The 17371-nt window shown below is 32.5% G+C and carries 15 protein-coding genes; 9 read left to right on the top strand and 6 right to left on the bottom strand.

The features are described from left to right. The first annotated feature begins 132 nt into the window (after nucleotides 1–132). Nucleotides 133–3354: a cytochrome c biogenesis protein CcsA gene (gene ccsA, locus GR162_RS05115; protein WP_160781245.1), complete on the top strand. Its 3222-nt coding sequence runs from the start codon at nucleotides 133–135 to the stop codon at nucleotides 3352–3354. A 64-nt stretch (nucleotides 3355–3418) separates the two neighbouring features. On the opposite strand, the gene GR162_RS05120 is transcribed toward ccsA, so the two are convergent. From GR162_RS05120 to GR162_RS05135, 4 genes are all read right to left on the bottom strand, one after another. Next, nucleotides 3419–4150 carry a DUF3667 domain-containing protein gene (locus tag GR162_RS05120; RefSeq protein ID WP_160781246.1) on the bottom strand — a complete coding sequence of 244 codons (732 nt, stop codon included), beginning with the start codon at nucleotides 4148–4150 and terminating at the stop codon, nucleotides 3419–3421. Between the two features lie 25 nt (nucleotides 4151–4175). Continuing rightward, entirely contained in the window at nucleotides 4176–4562 is a 387-nt protein-coding gene (locus tag GR162_RS05125) for a DoxX family protein (protein WP_160781247.1), read from the bottom strand. An 85-nt stretch (nucleotides 4563–4647) separates the two neighbouring features. Continuing rightward, nucleotides 4648–5436, bottom strand: a complete 789-nt coding sequence (locus GR162_RS05130; protein ID WP_119791062.1) for an anti-sigma factor domain-containing protein — start codon at nucleotides 5434–5436, stop codon at nucleotides 4648–4650. Continuing rightward, nucleotides 5436–5966 (bottom strand): RNA polymerase sigma factor, encoded by a 531-nt coding sequence (locus GR162_RS05135; RefSeq protein ID WP_008468949.1) that lies wholly within the window; start codon nucleotides 5964–5966, stop codon nucleotides 5436–5438. Before GR162_RS05135 ends, GR162_RS05130 begins: the two co-directional genes overlap by 1 nt. Nucleotides 5967–6753: 787 nt before the next feature. Here GR162_RS05135 and GR162_RS05140 point away from each other — a divergent pair. Beyond that, on the top strand, nucleotides 6754–7341 hold the full coding sequence (locus GR162_RS05140; protein ID WP_066034595.1) for a glutathione peroxidase: 588 nt from the start codon (nucleotides 6754–6756) through the stop codon (nucleotides 7339–7341). A gap of 133 nt (nucleotides 7342–7474) precedes the next feature. Here GR162_RS05140 and GR162_RS05145 read toward each other — a convergent pair whose 3' ends face one another. Both GR162_RS05145 and GR162_RS05150 read right to left on the bottom strand, forming a co-directional pair. Continuing rightward, nucleotides 7475–7972 carry a GNAT family N-acetyltransferase gene (locus tag GR162_RS05145; RefSeq protein WP_160781248.1) on the bottom strand — a complete coding sequence of 166 codons (498 nt, stop codon included), beginning with the start codon at nucleotides 7970–7972 and terminating at the stop codon, nucleotides 7475–7477. Nucleotides 7973–7987: 15 nt separating this feature from the next. Next, nucleotides 7988–9163 carry a thioredoxin fold domain-containing protein gene (locus GR162_RS05150; RefSeq protein WP_160781249.1) on the bottom strand — a complete coding sequence of 392 codons (1176 nt, stop codon included), beginning with the start codon at nucleotides 9161–9163 and terminating at the stop codon, nucleotides 7988–7990. 177 nt (nucleotides 9164–9340) lie between these two features. On the opposite strand from GR162_RS05150, the gene menD reads away from it, so the two are divergent. The 7 genes from menD (at nucleotide 9341) to GR162_RS05185 (ending at nucleotide 17304) form a co-directional block, all read left to right on the top strand. Then, nucleotides 9341–11002 carry a 2-succinyl-5-enolpyruvyl-6-hydroxy-3-cyclohexene-1-carboxylic-acid synthase gene (gene menD / locus GR162_RS05155; RefSeq protein ID WP_160781250.1) on the top strand — a complete coding sequence of 554 codons (1662 nt, stop codon included), beginning with the start codon at nucleotides 9341–9343 and terminating at the stop codon, nucleotides 11000–11002. Nucleotides 11003–11087: 85 nt separating this feature from the next. Continuing rightward, nucleotides 11088–11429, top strand: a complete 342-nt coding sequence (locus GR162_RS05160) for a DUF2853 family protein (RefSeq protein WP_160781251.1) — start codon at nucleotides 11088–11090, stop codon at nucleotides 11427–11429. Between the two features lie 171 nt (nucleotides 11430–11600). Beyond that, nucleotides 11601–12455: a S1 RNA-binding domain-containing protein gene (locus GR162_RS05165; protein WP_160781252.1), complete on the top strand. Its 855-nt coding sequence runs from the start codon at nucleotides 11601–11603 to the stop codon at nucleotides 12453–12455. Between the two features lie 808 nt (nucleotides 12456–13263). Further along, nucleotides 13264–14097, top strand: coding sequence for a 1,4-dihydroxy-2-naphthoyl-CoA synthase (locus GR162_RS05170; protein ID WP_008468959.1), 834 nt, complete (start codon nucleotides 13264–13266; stop codon nucleotides 14095–14097). A 101-nt stretch (nucleotides 14098–14198) separates the two neighbouring features. Continuing rightward, a complete protein-coding gene (gene menA, locus GR162_RS05175) occupies nucleotides 14199–15161 on the top strand; it encodes a 1,4-dihydroxy-2-naphthoate octaprenyltransferase (RefSeq protein WP_160781253.1) in 963 nt (320 codons plus the stop codon). 29 nt (nucleotides 15162–15190) lie between these two features. After that, the gene (locus GR162_RS05180; protein ID WP_160781254.1) at nucleotides 15191–15868 is read left to right on the top strand and encodes a metal-dependent hydrolase; all 678 of its coding nucleotides are present in this window, start codon (nucleotides 15191–15193) and stop codon (nucleotides 15866–15868) included. 197 nt (nucleotides 15869–16065) lie between these two features. After that, nucleotides 16066–17304 carry a hypothetical protein gene (locus GR162_RS05185; RefSeq protein ID WP_160781255.1) on the top strand — a complete coding sequence of 413 codons (1239 nt, stop codon included), beginning with the start codon at nucleotides 16066–16068 and terminating at the stop codon, nucleotides 17302–17304. Nucleotides 17305–17371 lie beyond the last annotated feature (67 nt).

Here is a 17371-nt window from a genome sequence, read left to right on the forward strand (position 1 = left end):
AAACTTCCTATATTGTCAATTCGTTTAAAAAATAGTCCTTATTTTTGGTTTTTATTAACAAAAGGCAAAGCCTGCTAATCAACATTTTTAAGTACTTTTGTCGCACTTTTATACAATGTAATCTCCTAAGAAATGGATAAAAAAATATTCTCTTTTTTGTTTTCTACACGTTTAATGGCCGTTCTTTTTTTAACATTTGCAATTGCAATGGGTATTGGAACTTTTATCGAAAGTAAATACAATACTGATACAGCCAGAATATTAATTTACAACACATGGTGGTTTGAAGCAATTATGGTCATCTTTATGATCAATTTTTTCGGAAACATCAAAAGATATCAACTGCATAAAAAAGAAAAATGGGCTACGCTATTATTGCACCTTGCATTTATTTTTATCCTTTTAGGAGCTTTTATTACTCGTTATATCAGTTATGAAGGAATGATGCCAATTCGCGAAGGCGCGGCAGAAAACCAAGTTTATTCAGATAAAACTTTTCTAACCATTTTTGCTGACGGTGAATATAAAGGCGAAATGAAAAGAAGAGTTTTTGAAAAAAGCCTTATACTTTCTCCTGTAACCAATAACGATTTTAGCATTTCTGGAAAATTTGATGAAACTCCTTTTGAAGTTAGCTATTCTAACTACATCATGGGAGCGAAAGAAGTGGTTAAACCAGATCCAAACGGAACTTTATATCTTAAATTAGTTGAAGCTGGTGCTGGCGGACGTGAAGAACATTACCTTAAAGAAGGTGAAGTTCAGAATATTCACAACGTTTTATTTGCTTTAAATAAGCAGACAGACGGTGCAATCAATATTAATACAACAGGAAAAGAGTATACTATTCAGACTCCTTTTGAAGGTGAATTTATGCGAATGGCAGATCAGCTTAAAGGAAAAGTTACAAAAGATAATGTACAGCCTTTAATGATGCGTTCATTATATAGCATTGGAGACATTAGAATTGTATTTCCAGAACCTCCATTGAAAGGAAAAGTAGACTATGAATCTAATAACGATTTTAAAGCAAAATCTCATAGAGATGCTTTGGTTGTAAAAGTAAAAGCAGAAGGACAAGAAAAAGAAGTAATGCTTTTTGGAAATAAGGGACAAGTTGGAGAAGCTAAAACAGTTAAAATTGGCAATATCGAATATTCTTTATTTTTTGGAAGCAAAGCTTATGTTTTGCCATTTAAAATTCGTTTGAATGACTTTATTGCTGAGAAATACCCTGGAACAGAAAAAAGCTATTCTTCATACAAAAGTAAAGTAACTGTTCAGGATTCTACAGAAACTTTTGATGCAGATATTTTTATGAACCACGTTCTAGATTATAAAGGATTCCGTTTCTTCCAGTCTTCATTTGATCCAGATGAAAAAGGAACTGTCTTATCTGTAAACCATGATTTCTGGGGAACAAATATTACATATTTTGGTTACTATCTATTATATATTGGCTTAATGGCTATTATGTTTACTAAGCATTCTCGTTTTGGTGATTTGAAACGTAAACTTGAAGCTGTTAAAAAGAAAAAAGAAAAACTAATTACGATTTTAGTTTTATTGATCGGATTAAATGGTTTTGCACAGCAAACGCCTCATGTTCATTCACACGATCATACTCATGATCACGCACATTCTGCAGATCCAAACGATCACGCGAATCATGTTACGGCACCGCCAAGTAAGAAGCAACTTGATTCATTATTAAATATCTATAAAGCTCCAGAAGCTCACGCTGCAAAATTCGGCCGTCTGATTATTCAGGATGCTGGCGGTAGAATGAAGCCCATCAATACGTTTTCATCTGAATTGCTTCGTAAAGTGAGCCATGATGATAAGTATAACGGAATGAATTCTGATCAGGTGTTTTTATCAATGACGCAATACGCTCAGGTTTGGATTCAGGTTCCTATTATTTATATTAATACAAAGAATGACAGTATCCGTAAAATTATTGGTATCGATTCAAAAGATAAATACGCTCCGTTTGTAAAATTCTTTGACGAACAAGGAAATTATAAATTATCACCGTATTTAGATGCTGCTTACAAAGCGGCAAATCCAAATAGTTTCGAAAAAGATTTTGTTGAAACAGACAAAAAAGTAAACTTAATGGAGTCTGCTTTGAGTGGTCGTATTTTAAAAATATTTCCTGTTCCAAATGATCCTGGAAACAAATGGGTTTCTTATTTAGAACGTGATAATGCAGGATTTAAAGGCATGGATTCTACTTATGTGAAACAAATTCTACCTTTATATTTTAGCGCTTTAAATAACGGCTCTATTGAGAAAAATTTTGATACAGCCGATAATTTAGTAGAAAGCATTAATGGCTTTCAAAAGAAATTTGGAGCCAAAGTAAGACCAAGCGAGCAAAAGATTGATGCAGAGATTGCTTATAACAAATACGACGTTTTTCAAAAATTACCGTATTGGTATATTACAGCTGCAAGTTTTATGTTCATTTTTATTATTGTCAATATTTTCTTTGAGAAAAAATGGCTTCGTATTACAATAAATGGCTTCCATATTATTATTGGATTATTATTTGTGCTTCATACATTAGGATTAATAGCACGCTGGTATATTTCTGGGCATGCTCCTTGGAGTAATGCTTATGAATCTATTGTATATGTATCTTGGTCAACGATGTTCTTCGGATTGGCTTTTGACAGAAAATCAAAATTGACAGTTGCTTCATCTGCTTTCGTTACTGCTATGATTTTGATGGCGGCATACTTGAACTGGATTGACCCAGAAATTGCAAACTTGCAACCAGTTCTTAATTCATATTGGTTAATGATTCACGTTGCGGTTATTGTAGGTAGTTATGGTCCAACTGCATTAGGAATGATTTTAGGTTTCGTATCGCTATTGTTGATTTTGTTTACAACTGAGAAAAACAAAGCAAGAATGGAACTAAACATTAAAGAGATCACTTATATCAACGAAATGTCTTTAACAATCGGTCTTATCATGTTGACGATTGGAAACTTCTTAGGCGGACAATGGGCCAATGAAAGCTGGGGACGCTACTGGGGATGGGATCCAAAAGAAACTTGGGCTTTAATCTCGATTATGGTTTATGCTTTTGTAATTCACGCTCGTTTTGTTCCTGCTTTAAGAGGAAAATGGTTCTTTAACTTAATGAGTATGTATGCTTTTGTTTCTATCTTGTTTACCTATTATGGAGTAAACTTCCACTTAGTAGGTTTGCACTCTTATGCAAGTGGTGAAGCACATTCATTAAGCTGGATTTATTACTGCTTGATTACAATTACTATAATTGGGGCTGTTACGTATCCAAAGTATAGAAAATACTATAAAACAAAAAAAGTGAAGAAATAGATAATTTGAAATAATTATTAATTCATAAAACGGCTCAACATGATGTTGAGCCGTTTTTTTTATGCTAAGTTTTAAAGTTTCCAAAGAGAAGAAGTATAATAATCATGATTATAAAAAAGCAAACCAAAAAGATCAGGTGGCTTAGTATAGATAAGAAAAATGCTTTTGTTTTAGACATTTTGTTAAAAAACTGAATGTTCGTCCAAAAGATCAAAACAATGCCGATAATATACATTGTATAAGTATATTGCTGCATATGAGAAGTATGATTTAGAAAAATCATGGCAGGTATTGTTAGTAGCTGTACAGAAATTCTCTGAGCAGCTTTAAAAGTATTGAGCACAAATAGTTCGACAAAATTATATCCCTGATTTTTAAAAACGAGATAAGTGCCAATAGTATAAATAGGAATAGATCCCACTGTTACCCACGAAAAATGTGTAGCAAACCACTCATTTAAAAAATTTGAATCTATAGGAGCCTGTACATGATCAAAGGTGTCAATATGAAAATAATGATACAAAAGTCCATAAAGCGTAGCAAGAACTACGACCAAAGATAAAGGCTTAAAATGACGGACTCTTTTTCCTTCTATAAATTCACGAACAGAATGGCCTGGTCTGGTAAACAATTGTTTTAAAGAATACAAAATTCCTTTGTCAAAATGCAATAAACCATGCTGGATATCATGCCATAAAAAATGCACATTTATTTTATGCGTTTCTGCAGACTGTCCGCAATTATTACAATAATGCCCCCTAAAGACCTGATGGCAATTTTTACACATTATTTCCATTTAAGCTCGATATTTGGTTTATGATTTACTTTTGTTGTTTTTTTATGATGCCGTTAGGATACATGATTGCCAATAAAACTATTATCAGCAGAAAATTATACTCAACACCATTTCGTCCGCCGCCTACCACAAACCAACCTTCTTGAAAATGCACTAAAATAATGCCTATTACAAAAACGAAAATGGTAACTAAACCAGCAAGTTTAATGTATTTGTTGGCTAATAATAGTATTGCGGCGAAAACATGAGATAATTTAATGCTCCAAGCAAGAAATACGCCGTAAGGAGCAAAACCAATTTGATTTAGAAAGAGATTGCCAAAATCATTGATGCCATTATTAAACATTCCAAAAATGGAATGGGTGAGAAGAATAATCGCCATAGCGATTCTCAAAAGTAAGTTTGCATTCATAAATTGGTTTTTGGTAAATTAAAAGTAATAAAAAAACGCATATTACACTGAATATGCGTTTTAGCTTTTTATGAAAGATTAAATTTTAAACTTTCCCTAAAGTATAAAGCTGTTCCATTGTTGGAGTCAAACTTCCACCTGCTGGTTCCAAAGTAATTCCGAAAGCTTCTGCTGAGTCGGTTTGGCTGACAGCAAAGATTTTCTGAGAATTTCCCTCAAAATTATCCAGCAAACCAATACTTGTTGGTGTAAGAACAGGACTTAATTTTAAAGACCAAACCTGATAAACCATTCCCTTTGGCGGAGTAGGTAATCCTGCCGCATCGATATACGTGGTTTTGGTTTCCTTATTCCAATATACTTTTGCATAAGATTTTGGCGATACTGCCTGACCGCCGAGTGTTACTCCAGTGTTTTTAATATCTCTTACAATGCTTAAGTTTTTCTCGGTCTGTTTATTCTGCTGGTTTAAAAAAGCATATTCACGCTCAATTTTATTCTTTTCATTTCCAACAGTAGAGATAGCTTCTTTTGTTTTAGTCAATTCTAAAGTCTGATATCCTAAACCTAGCAATAATAATACTGCTGCAGCCCAGCCCACATATTGAGACCAGTTTGAAGCAGGTTTCATGTCGACTACTTTTCCGTGTTTAAGTTCAAGACGAGCTTTAATTTTTTCGAAATTTTCTACAGAATGAAATGGAGAAAAACTCGAAGAAAGCGCTATTACAGCTTTTTCTATAGAAATAATCTCCTGATCTACTTCAGGATTCTTTTTTGCCAGTTCAGCAATTTCAAGATTCTCTTTTTCACTTAATAAGCCATAAACATACAGCTCTAAAATTCCTGATTCTATATATTCTTGTGCTTCCATTATATTTTCAAATAATTACGTAAATCGTTAATACAGTTTCTGTTTTGCGTTTTTATAGTTCCCAGTGGCATTGCCAATTCTTCTGAAGCTTCTTGCTGGGTATATCCTTTAAAAAACAATAAATTGATTATTTCGATACATTTTGGTTTTAGTTTTTTTACAAATTCTTGAATTCCAATTGCATCCAGTTTATGACTCAATTTATTGCTCTCATCTAAAAGATTTACGAAATTATCTGATGAAAGGTTTTTTTGGCTGTTATTAAAATCTTTAGAACGAAGTTTATCGATCGAGGTATTTCGAGCGATATTAAGAATCCAGGTATAAAATCGTCCTTTACTTTCATTATAAGAATCTATGTTTTTCCAAATTTTGACAAAAACATCCTGAAGTACATCTTCTGCCTCTTCGCGATTCTTGATTAGCACATGAATGACTGAAAACAAGCTTTTTGAATACATATCATACAAATGTGTAAAAGCTTTTTCGTCTTTTTGGTAAATTAAAACTAACAGTTCTTCTTGACTCATAGATTTGGAATTTAAAGTTTAAACATTAAAAGTTAAAGTTTATTCGCTAACTGTTATAAAGGTAAATTATTTTTTTTTGATTTTTTTGATTTTTTTTTGTAGTCCAAAACCTAGGAAAATAAAGGGTTTAGAAAAAAAATGAATTTTTTCTCACTTTTTTTAAAACCAAAATAAATCCAATTACGTAAATGATTTTAATAACATGAGAAAGACCTTGTTACAGTCATAAAATTTGAAATAAACTGTTGTTAGAACATTACTAAGGACTTATGGATAGCAAAATAATAGTTAAAATATTAATAGTGGGCTTAACAACAGTTTTATCACTGACCATATTTACTGAAAAAGACTTTGTAAAAGATGCCTTGCGTATTCGCGTAAATGTATGTGATTCCAAAATTTATGGCTGAGCCAAATTTGAGTATGAAAAATAACAAAATATAAATACTGTATAGTTGATGTGCTCGGACTTCCAACCGAAGATTTTTTAATATGTCTCGGCTATTTAGGATTTAATTTTACATCGATACAAGCCATTTTAAGATTTTTAAGAGACGTTTGACATATGGGGGATAAACGATTTTCGACATAACCGAGTCATCAACTATAATTTATAAAAGATTGCATAATAATTAATTCATGGTTTGATTTGTTTGTATGGGGGGAAGCCTAACGTCTGATTAACGTTAGGCTTCATTTTGTTATTTAACTTTTGATTAGCAAAAATTAAAGGCCTAAAATAGTTTTTGTGAAATGGATTTTAGCTAATTTTATAAAAAATTAAAAGATGAAAAAAATACTTTTTATGCTATTTGGAGCAGCAGTTTTATCTGCAACAGGATTAAATGCTCAAACCAGTAATAACAAATTATCTAAAAAGGATAAAACCATGGCAAAAGAAACAATCTACCAATTTAAAGTAGAAGATTTATCAGGAGACACTTTTGACTTTGCGTCTTTAAAAGGCAAAAAAATCATGATTGTCAACACGGCTTCAAAATGCGGTTTAACGCCTCAGTATAAAGATTTAGAAGCAGTTTATAAACAATATAAAGATAAAGGATTTGTGATTGTTGGTTTCCCTGCAAATAACTTCGCATCTCAGGAGCCAGGAACAAATAAAGAAATCGAAACATTCTGCCAGCAAAATTATGGAGTTTCTTTCCCAATGATGAGCAAAGTTTCAGTAAAAGGAAGCGATATGTGTGATGTCTATAAATTCTTAACTGAAAAATCAAGAAACGGTTTACAGGATTCTGAAGTGGAATGGAATTTTCAGAAATACTTAATCAACGAGAAAGGAGAATTGGTAAAAGTAATTAAACCAAAAACTCTAGTAACAGAACCAGAAGTTATCAATTGGATTAAAAGCTAACCTAAAAAAAAAAGACTCAAATTTGGAATTCAAATTTGAGTCTTTTTTTTTAGGTTCAAAGGCACAAAGAGGCAAAGGAACAAAGTTTTTAAATACTTTGCGAACTTTGCGTAATTCTTAGCGTGCTTTGCGGTTAAACCAAAATAAGTTGCATAAAAACCAAATCTAACCAATGATCAAATTTGTAGCCTACTTCTCGAATCGTTCCTGTAGCGACAAATCCGAATTTTTCATGGAAAGCAATGCTTCCAGCATTATCAGCATCAATGGCACCAATCATAACATGGTAGCCTTGTTCTTTCGCTAAACGGATTAATTCTGTCAAAAGTTTAGAACCAATTCCTTTTCCTATTATATTATCAACTACGTAAACAGAATGTTCGACGGTATATTGATAGCCAATCTTTTCTCTAAACTGCCCATAACTTCCAAAACCAACCACTTCGCCATCCAAATCGGCTACAATTACAGGAAGATTTTTAGCCGTTTTATCTTCAAACCATTTGGTCTGAACTTCCAAAGTCTGAATCTCATAACTATAATTGGCAGTAGTGTGTAAAATAGAGTGATTTACAATCTCTAGAATCTTTTGCAAATCATTTGTTGTTGCTGGTCTTAAAATAATGCTCATTGGTAATTTTATAGGTTATTTGGTATTTAGTTCAGCTAATAAAGTGTCTACTTCTTTAGAATTCCAGTCCATTTCTTTTGCTATGGCTTTGGCGTTTTTGGCGTATTCTAAAGCTTTCTTTCGATCATTTATTTTGTTGTAAAGCTTGGCTTCAAGCAAATTTCCGTCATAAGAATCATTTAATTCTAGAGAACGATTTACCCAAAAAATCGCTTTTTTCAGACTTTCTTTATCTTTTATATGCTTGAAATAAGTATTTCCGATATCTTTTAGAAAACTTGCGTCGTTCCAAACTAACTTCTGCGTGTCTTCTAATGTAACTTTTTTATAAAAATTCCATTTTTCGGTTCTTTCAGCCAATGTCAAATCGTATTTAAAAACCAAAGAATCTGTTTTTTGTAATCTTATTGATTTAGCAATTTCTCTTTGTTTATAGTAGTTTACGGTGTCTAAATTATCTACCAAAGGTCGAAGCAATTCGTTTACAATGCTTTCAATTTTACGGTCAACTCGATTTTGTGAAGCTACAGCTGCAAATTCTTTCTGGTGATTTAAAACATATTGAAACTCCCTAGATTTAATATCGGTTACACCATTGGCAATCACTCGCCAATTTAATTCACTCACCAATTGTTTATCAGTTTGCGTATCCAAATAAATGTGTGTCGGTATCGATAATTCGGTTCTATCTTTTCCTTTTTTTAAAGTATTTAAGTAAACAAAGAATTTATCTGAATTACTAGGATCAGCAAGAAATTGTTTTTCTAATTGAGGCAATTGCATTTTTGGATTTAATGCATAGTTTAACTCATTTAGAAACTCTGGCTTTTTCATTTCGCCTTTCAATGCGTAAATCAACGTTTCATTGGTGTCCAGAAATAAAAATGTAGGAAGCGATTTGGTATTGAATTTGTTTTTTAAAGCAATTCCTTCTTCTTTCTCAATGTTTTTATAAGTACAAACAAAGTTTTTATTCAAAAAATCCATCACAGCAGGATCGCTCAAAACTTCCGCTTTCATTAAATTGCAATGCGGACACCAATCTGCGTAAAGCATAACAAAAAGCGGTTTTTCTTCTTTTTTTGCATTTTCTAAAGCTGTTTTGTACGGAACGTCAACAGGAACAAATTGATTCTGTGAGGTTATAGTTTGAAAAGTAACAGATAAAAAAAGTATAAGTAAGAAACGCATATTGTGTCAGGCTTTTATTAATTATTCGATTTTACAAATATATTCCCTTTTTCGCGAAAGAGCCTTAATATATTCCTAATTATAATACAAATCAAGTGCGAAGTTTGTAACTTTGTAATCAAGATGAAGAAAAATCAAACAGAAGGATTTTCTTTAAAAAAGTAATACACGACCGGAATGATTTACCCCAAAATAGCGCTTGCACAAAGCATTATCGAAATTTTATCTGCCAAAGGCATTGTCAATATTATAATTTCTCCAGGATCTAGAAATGCACCATTAACCATCGGGTTTGCTCAAAACCCGAACTTCACCTGCTATAGTATTGCAGACGAGAGATGTGCCGCTTTTTTTGCTTTAGGAATTGCACAGCAAACCAAAAAGCCAACGGCTATAGTTTGTACTTCAGGATCGGCTTTACTAAATTATTATCCTGCTTTGGCAGAAGCGTTTTACAGTCAGATTCCATTGATTGTAATTTCAGCTGATCGTCCGCAGAGTAAAATTGATATTGGCGACGGACAAACCATTCGTCAGGAAAATGTTTTTGCTAATCATTCTGTTTTTAATGCTAATTTAACCGAAGAGGCATCAGAAGAGAATGATCTTAAAATCAATTTGGCTATCGAAACGGCAATTCTTAAAAAAGGCCCAGTTCATATCAACGCACCTTTTGAAGAACCGCTTTATGAGACAACAGAAGAGCTTTCTGTACAGCCAAAAATCACGATTTTGAATCCAGAAGCTCATTCTAAAAAAATAGATAATAGTGACGAATTTATTTCTATTTGGAATAGTGCCAAAAGAAAATTGGTTTTAGTAGGAGTTAATGAAGCCAATAGTATAGATCAAGAAATCATCGAAAATTTAGCTTCAGATCCATCCATTGTTGTACTGACAGAAACAACTTCAAATCTTCATCATGAAAGTTTTATCAATTCAATAGATACTTTAATTACACCTTTTGATGATTTTGATTTTAAGAAATTTAACCCTGAAGTATTAGTTACTTTTGGTGGAATGGTGGTTTCAAAAAGAATAAAAGGATTTCTTCGAAAATACAAACCAAAACATCATTGGCATATAGACACATTGCGTGCTTATGATACATTTGGAGCATTGACAAAACACTTCGAGATGCAGCCTAATGATTTCTTTAAAGACCTGCTTTCAAAAACATCTTTTGTAAAAAGTAACTATTTCAATAATGTAAATACAGTTTACCAAACAAGATTAGAGAGAAGAAAACACTATTTAAGTAAAATCGAATTTTCAGATTTTAAAGTTTTTGAAAAAGTAATCGAATCATTGCCTAAAAACAGCGTGTTGCAGATAAGCAACAGTTCTGCAATTCGTTATGCACAATTAATTGATATCGACAATTCTATTCAGGTCTTTTGTAATAGAGGAACAAGCGGAATTGACGGAAGCACTTCTACAGCAATTGGCGCGGCGGTTGGAAACGAAAAACAAACCGTATTTGTTACAGGCGACATAAGCTTTCTCTATGATAGCAATGCTTTATGGAATTCTTATATTCCTAAAAACTTCAAGATTATTTTAATTAATAATGGAGGAGGAGGAATCTTTAGAATTCTTCCTGGCCATCAGGAAAAACCGGTTTTCAATACCTATTTTGAAACTTCGCATAAATTGACTGCTGAGCATTTGGCAAAAATGTATGGTTTAAACTATATAACAGCTCACAATATTCAATCATTAGAAAGCGGAATTGAATCTTTATACAGTTCTAATGAAGTTCCATGTATTCTAGAAATTTTTACGCCAACAACTGAAAATGATCGCATTTTAAAACAGTATTTTAAATACTTAATTTAAAATTGAGAGAAAATTAATGTTAAAATTATTGTTTTAAAATTTCCTTAATTATACATTTGGTCTATTATTCACCAATTATATAATTATGAGCAAGAGAGAAGAATTAATTAAAAAGTATGCTTCAGATTTGAAGGATAAATGTGGAGTAACTCCAAATATGGATTTATTGACTAAAGTTACCATTGGCTGTGGTCCTTCTATATATAATGATGATGCATCAGTTGTAGCAGGATCTCAAGAATCTGAATTAGAGACGGTAAAAAACAATTTTTTAGTTAAAAAGTTAGGTTTAAAAGATGGACCAGACTTAGATAAAGGAATTGATGCCGTTATGGAAAAGTATGGAAAATCTAATAAGCTCAAATACAGAGCTGTAGTGTATTATTTATTAACAGTTCACTTTAAAAAAGAAAGTGTTTACAAATAATATGCATTTGGCATAATTTAAAATCCCTTTATAACAACTGCTGTAAAGGGATTTTCTATTTTTTTTTCTGCAAATCAAGTTTTGTTAAAATTAATTTCTTTGTACCGAGCCAAACTTCGTACCTTTGCGCCTCAGAAACTTAGCAGTTCAACTGCTTAGAAACTTATAAAAATGCTAGAAATAGGAAAATACAATACGCTAACTATATTACGTGATACCAAAGTTGGTTTATTTTTAGGAGATCCAGAAAATGATCCAGAAGGAGTTCATGACGTTTTGCTTCCAAATAAATATGTGCCAAAAGTATTTGAAATTGGCGAAGAATTAATTGTTTTTGTTTACTTAGATCACGAACAGCGACCAGTTGCAACTACTCTGGTTCCGTACATTTTATTGAATGAATTTGCTCTTTTACGTGTAAACTACATCAATAATGTCGGCGCATTTATGGACTGGGGAATGGAGAAAGATATTTTGGTCCCGTTTAAAGAACAGGCGCGTCCAATGGAAAAAGGGAAACGCTATTTGGTTTATTTATATATGGACAAACAGACGAATCGTTTGGTGGCTTCGAGTAAAACCAATCAATTTTTGAGTAACGATACGTTGACAGTTGAAAAAGGGGAAGAAGTCGATTTGATAGTTTCTCATATTACCGATATGGGAATCAATGTTATTATAAATGAACGTCATAAAGGTCTTTTATACAAAGATGAAGTGTATGATGATTCGATAAGAACTGGAGACAGAATGCGTGGGTATATCAAAAATATTCGTCCTGACAATAAAATTGATGTAGCACTTCAGGCTCAAGGTTTTGAAAGCATAGAACCTAATGCCGAAAAAATATTAAGCGAACTGAGAGCTAGCAGAGGGTTTCTTAGATTGAATGACAATTCTCATCCTGAAGATATTAAAACCGTTTTGAAAATGAGTAAGAAATCATTTAAGAAAGCAATCGGAGCTTTGTATAAAGAAAAACTTATTGAAATTAAAGAAGACGGGATTTATCTTGTGAAAGAATAAAAATCTAGAAATTCCAATATTTAAAATTCCAAATTTCAAGACTGATTCAACACAATCCATCGGAATTTGGAGTTTAAAATTTGGAATTTATTTTGCGCCAGCAAAATTATTATAACACAAAAGGCTGCTCATTACAAGCAGCCTTTCGCTTTTTATTCAGTTTTAAAAAAAATTGTAATTAAAAAAAAACAGAAATAAAATAATTCGAGTCCATCTCAGAACAATAGCTTTACGAATTTTAGAAATTATTCCATTGATGGGTATGTCTTTTAAATAATAAATGTACCTATCTCAAAAGCAAAAAAATAAATTTCACGGCTCATCCATTGGTTTATAAAATAACTTTTAGAAAGTGCGAATTAGTACTTTTTTCCTCTTTTCGTTATCATTTCTATACTAATTATAGATACAATTCTAACATTTAACCTTAGGTGTTACTTTTTTCTTTTTGAAGTTTCGACAAACACATAAATCATTTGCTCTTTTAATTGAGGTTTGTTTGTGAAAACCCTAAAAAAATGAGCGACAAATTTTTTAAATTTTCTCAAAAAAATCATTTTTTAGGTTAATAAATCAGTGAAAGAAAATCAATCTGGAATCATTGAAATATTTTGTATCTCATTGATTTCTAGGCTGTAAAATTAAATATTATTTTTCTAAACTAATGTTAAAAAATGTTATTTTTTGTAAGTAAATACTAATTGTTAACATTGCACATCAATTTAGCAAAGACTTAAGGCAGATTGAGTAGGTAAAGTAGTAAAAATGCTTTATTTTTACCGTATAATTATTAAAACAAAAAATCAAAATGGAATGGATTACAGCCAGAGAATTTGAAGATATAACTTATAAAAAATGCAACGGAGTAGCAAGAATTGCCTTTAACAGACCAAATGTTAGAAATGCATTCCGTCCTAAAACTACTTCAGAATTATACCAAGCTTTTTACGACGCGCAAGAAGACACTTCAATTGGAGTTGTTTTGCTTTCTGCTGAAGGACCTTCAACAAAAGATGGAGTTTATTCTTTCTGCAGCGGTGGAGACCAAAATGCACGCGGACACCAAGGATATGTTGGAGATGATGGACAGCACCGTTTAAATATATTAGAAGTGCAGCGTTTAATCCGTTTTATGCCAAAAGTAGTTATTGCTGTTGTTCCTGGCTGGGCTGTAGGTGGCGGACACAGTTTGCATGTAGTTTGCGATATGACGCTTGCCAGTAAAGAACACGCCATTTTTAAACAAACTGACGCTGACGTAACTAGTTTTGATGGTGGTTATGGATCGGCATATTTGGCTAAAATGGTAGGACAGAAAAAAGCACGTGAAATCTTTTTCTTAGGCCGTAATTATTCTGCTCAAGAAGCTTTTGAAATGGGAATGGTAAATGCTGTAATTCCTCATGACGAATTGGAAGCTACTGCTTACGAATGGGCTCAGGAAATTCTTCAAAAATCACCAACCTCTATAAAAATGCTAAAATTTGCAATGAACTTAACAGATGACGGAATGGTCGGACAACAAGTTTTTGCAGGAGAAGCAACTCGTTTGGCTTACATGACCGAAGAAGCTAAAGAAGGAAGAAATGCTTTCTTAGAAAAAAGAAAACCAAACTTCGGTGAAAATAAATGGATACCTTAATAATTTTAGATTTCTGATTATAGATTTTAGATTTTCAATCTATAATTTTAAATCAGAATATAATAATCTAAAATCTATATTCTAAAATCTAAAATTAAAACATGAAACATTGGATTGAAGCCGCTAGATTGCGCACATTACCTTTATCAGTTTCCGGAATTATAGTTGGGAGCATTTATGCTTTGTCAAATCCAACCGAAACTATCAATACACCAACTGAAGTTTTTAGCTGGAAAGTTTTTGGTTTCGCCTTATTGACAACACTAGGACTACAGGTTTTATCCAATTTTGCAAACGATTATGGCGATGGAGTAAAAGGTACTGATAATGCAGATCGAGTAGGGCCGCAACGTGCTATTCAGAGTGGTGTTATTACGCCGCGGGCAATGAAAAAAGCCATTATTATTACTTCACTTTTGACTTTATTATCTGCTATAATCTTGATCTATTTTGCTTTTGGAAAAGATAATTTCGGATATTCTATCTTTTTTCTTCTATTAGGAATCGCAGCTATTGTAGCGGCAATTAAATATACCGTAGGTAATTCAGCGTATGGCTATAGAGGACTAGGAGATGTATTCGTTTTCATTTTCTTCGGATTAGTGAGTACTTTAGGGGTTAACTTTTTGTATGCAAAAGAAGTCGATCCTCTTTTAATCCTTCCGGCTGTAGCCATCGGATTATTGAGTGTTGGAGTATTGAACTTAAACAATATGCGCGATCAGGAATCAGATAAAAAGTCTGGAAAAAATACTATTGTAGTGCAGATTGGAGCTCAAAAAGCTAAGAATTATCACTTTTTCTTGATTATTACAGCAATGGTTTTGGTGGTTGTGTTTGCTATTTTAAGCGATTATAACTTTGACCAATATTTATTTGTATTGGCTTATATCCCGTTGACAAAACATTTAATCACGGTTTACAAAAACCAAGATCCAAAACTATTAGATCCAGAATTGAAAAAACTGGCATTAAGCACATTTTTGCTTTCTATATTACTTACCGTTTGCATGATTTCTTTGATTTCAGATATTATTGTAAACCTCTTTTTAGGGGGAAGATAAAAACATGTTTAATTTAAAAAGGTAACAAAATGAAAATTACATACTACGGACACGCTTCATTAGGAATTGAAGTAGGAGGAAAATACATTATTGTGGATCCATTTATTACCGGAAACCCGCAAGCAGCATCAATCAATCTTAGTATCATAAAAGCCGATTATATTTTACTGACGCATGCACACCCTGATCACGTTCTAGATGTTGAGGCTATTGCAAAAAATACCAACGCAGTAATTGTTTCTAATGCTGAAATTGCAAGCTACTATGCCAAAAAAGGATTCAATTCACATCCAATGAATCATGGCGGAAGCTGGAAATTTGATTTCGGAAAAGTAAAATATGTAAACGCAATTCACTCAAGCAGTTTTCCTGACGGGTCTTACGGAGGAAATCCTGGAGGTTTTGTTATTGAAGGCGAACATAAAAATATCTACATTGCTGGGGATACTGCCTTGACATACGATATGAAACTGATTCCGCTTCGCACAAAACTGGATTTAGCGATTCTTCCAATCGGAGACAATTTTACAATGGATATTGAAGATGCTATTATTGCATCAGATTTTGTAGAATGCGATAAAGTTTTAGGATATCACTATGACACTTTTGGTTATATTGAAATCAATGATGAAGAAGCAATCCGTAAATTCTTTGATAAAGGAAAAGATTTAATGCTTCTGCCAATCGGAGATTCTATTGAATTATAAAATCATCCTGAGCGGAGTCGAAAGAAGGTGCTAATCCCGCTATACGCATGTCTTTTGTGGTTCCCGATAGCTATCGGGAAACCACAAAAGAATACCGCTACTATTGGGGCTTGGGCACTCAATTCCATTAGAAAGTTATTTGGCATAATCTATGCTAATTGAATTAAAGTTTTTTAAAATAAAAATCATTTTAATCTGTGAAATCTGTGGCAATTAAAGCATCATCACAAAATACAACTTTCAGAAAAAACATTTTATTACTATTTATCGCAATCTTCTGTAACGCGTTCGCACAAAAAGACGGTTATTGGGATAAAGAACGTGCTACAACCAAAGAAATTATGGTTCCGGCACGCGATAGGATTTCTATACCAACAGAAGATTTGCCTGTTGGAACTACAGAAATTGTCTATAGAATTACCCTTTTAGATAAAAATCAAGAAATGGCCAATAGCTTGGTCTCTTTACTAAAAGCAATTCCAGATCCAACAGGCGTTAGTCAAGGTTCTGCAGGTGCTGTTTTCTTGATGTCAAAAATTTCAGGTGACGATGAATGCACCTATTCGATTTTTACCTCTAATGAAAATGCAAAAAAGTATGTTGCAGATGGTAAAATTGATAAAGCTTGTTATTCTCAGGCAGAACCTGTAAGTAAAGACGCTAAACGATTGTCAGTCAATAAATCATCTTGTTTAAAAGAAAACATCAGCACAATTTGGTTTGGTTTTGAAAGCAAAAATTGGCTATTAAGTCAAAAAGTAGTTTTGGAAGTAGTGCCTTGGGTAGATACAAAACTAAACCGTGGTTGGAATCAGGACAATAAAAACGAAATTATAAGTTTGTGCAAAACATCTACAATGGCACAGAAAATGGCCAATTCTGATGATTTTTGTGTTTGTATTCTCAATAAAATCATGAAACAATATCGTTATGATGAGTTTCAGAAATTATTGGCTGTGGAAAAAACTAAAGTCTATAAAGATTTTGGAAACAGCTGTTACAAAGATGCTGATATTTCTAAAAATGTATTCAACGATTTAAGAACACAAGTCGCGTCTTTAATAAAAGCTCAAAAATACAACGAAGCAATTCCGAAATTAAATACAATTGTAAACGAAGGCAAAGCAACTGCTGTAGATTATAGTTCGCTAGGCTATTGCTACATTTTGACCAAACAATATGCAAAAGCATTAAAAGTGCTTCAAGAAGGAGAAAAGCTGGATGATACGGAATTATTGGTCAAATTAAATTTAGCGCATACTTATTTGGTAAGCGATGACTTCAGTGCCGCCAAAGCGATTTACAAAAAATATCAGACTCAAAACGTAACGGATAGTTTAAGTTGGATTGCAAAAACAAAACTTGATTTTCAAGCATTTGAAAAAGCTGGTTTACCATCAAAAGATTTTGAAAAAATCTTAAAATTATATAACTAAGTTTCTTTGCTTTGAGTATTTCCTAATGTTTTTTAAACTTAGCATCTCAGTTGCTTAGCATCTTAAA

Source organism: Flavobacterium sp. HBTb2-11-1, assembly GCF_009826975.1.
In the GTDB taxonomy this organism is placed as follows: Bacteria; Bacteroidota; Bacteroidia; order Flavobacteriales; family Flavobacteriaceae; genus Flavobacterium.

What these genes read in the sequence shown, in the direction of transcription:
- ccsA (WP_160781245.1), top strand. Translation starts at nt 133, where the DNA reads ATGGATAAAAAAATATTCTCTTTTTTGTTTTCTACACGTTTAATGGCC.
- GR162_RS05120 (WP_160781246.1), bottom strand. Translation starts at nt 4,150, where the DNA reads ATGGAAATAATGTGTAAAAATTGCCATCAGGTCTTTAGGGGGCATTAT.
- GR162_RS05125 (WP_160781247.1), bottom strand. Translation starts at nt 4,562, where the DNA reads ATGAATGCAAACTTACTTTTGAGAATCGCTATGGCGATTATTCTTCTC.
- GR162_RS05130 (WP_119791062.1), bottom strand. Translation starts at nt 5,436, where the DNA reads ATGGAAGCACAAGAATATATAGAATCAGGAATTTTAGAGCTGTATGTT.
- GR162_RS05135 (WP_008468949.1), bottom strand. Translation starts at nt 5,966, where the DNA reads ATGAGTCAAGAAGAACTGTTAGTTTTAATTTACCAAAAAGACGAAAAA.
- GR162_RS05140 (WP_066034595.1), top strand. Translation starts at nt 6,754, where the DNA reads ATGAAAAAAATACTTTTTATGCTATTTGGAGCAGCAGTTTTATCTGCA.
- GR162_RS05145 (WP_160781248.1), bottom strand. Translation starts at nt 7,972, where the DNA reads ATGAGCATTATTTTAAGACCAGCAACAACAAATGATTTGCAAAAGATT.
- GR162_RS05150 (WP_160781249.1), bottom strand. Translation starts at nt 9,163, where the DNA reads ATGCGTTTCTTACTTATACTTTTTTTATCTGTTACTTTTCAAACTATA.
- menD (WP_160781250.1), top strand. Translation starts at nt 9,341, where the DNA reads ATGATTTACCCCAAAATAGCGCTTGCACAAAGCATTATCGAAATTTTA.
- GR162_RS05160 (WP_160781251.1), top strand. Translation starts at nt 11,088, where the DNA reads ATGAGCAAGAGAGAAGAATTAATTAAAAAGTATGCTTCAGATTTGAAG.
- GR162_RS05165 (WP_160781252.1), top strand. Translation starts at nt 11,601, where the DNA reads ATGCTAGAAATAGGAAAATACAATACGCTAACTATATTACGTGATACC.
- GR162_RS05170 (WP_008468959.1), top strand. Translation starts at nt 13,264, where the DNA reads ATGGAATGGATTACAGCCAGAGAATTTGAAGATATAACTTATAAAAAA.
- menA (WP_160781253.1), top strand. Translation starts at nt 14,199, where the DNA reads ATGAAACATTGGATTGAAGCCGCTAGATTGCGCACATTACCTTTATCA.
- GR162_RS05180 (WP_160781254.1), top strand. Translation starts at nt 15,191, where the DNA reads ATGAAAATTACATACTACGGACACGCTTCATTAGGAATTGAAGTAGGA.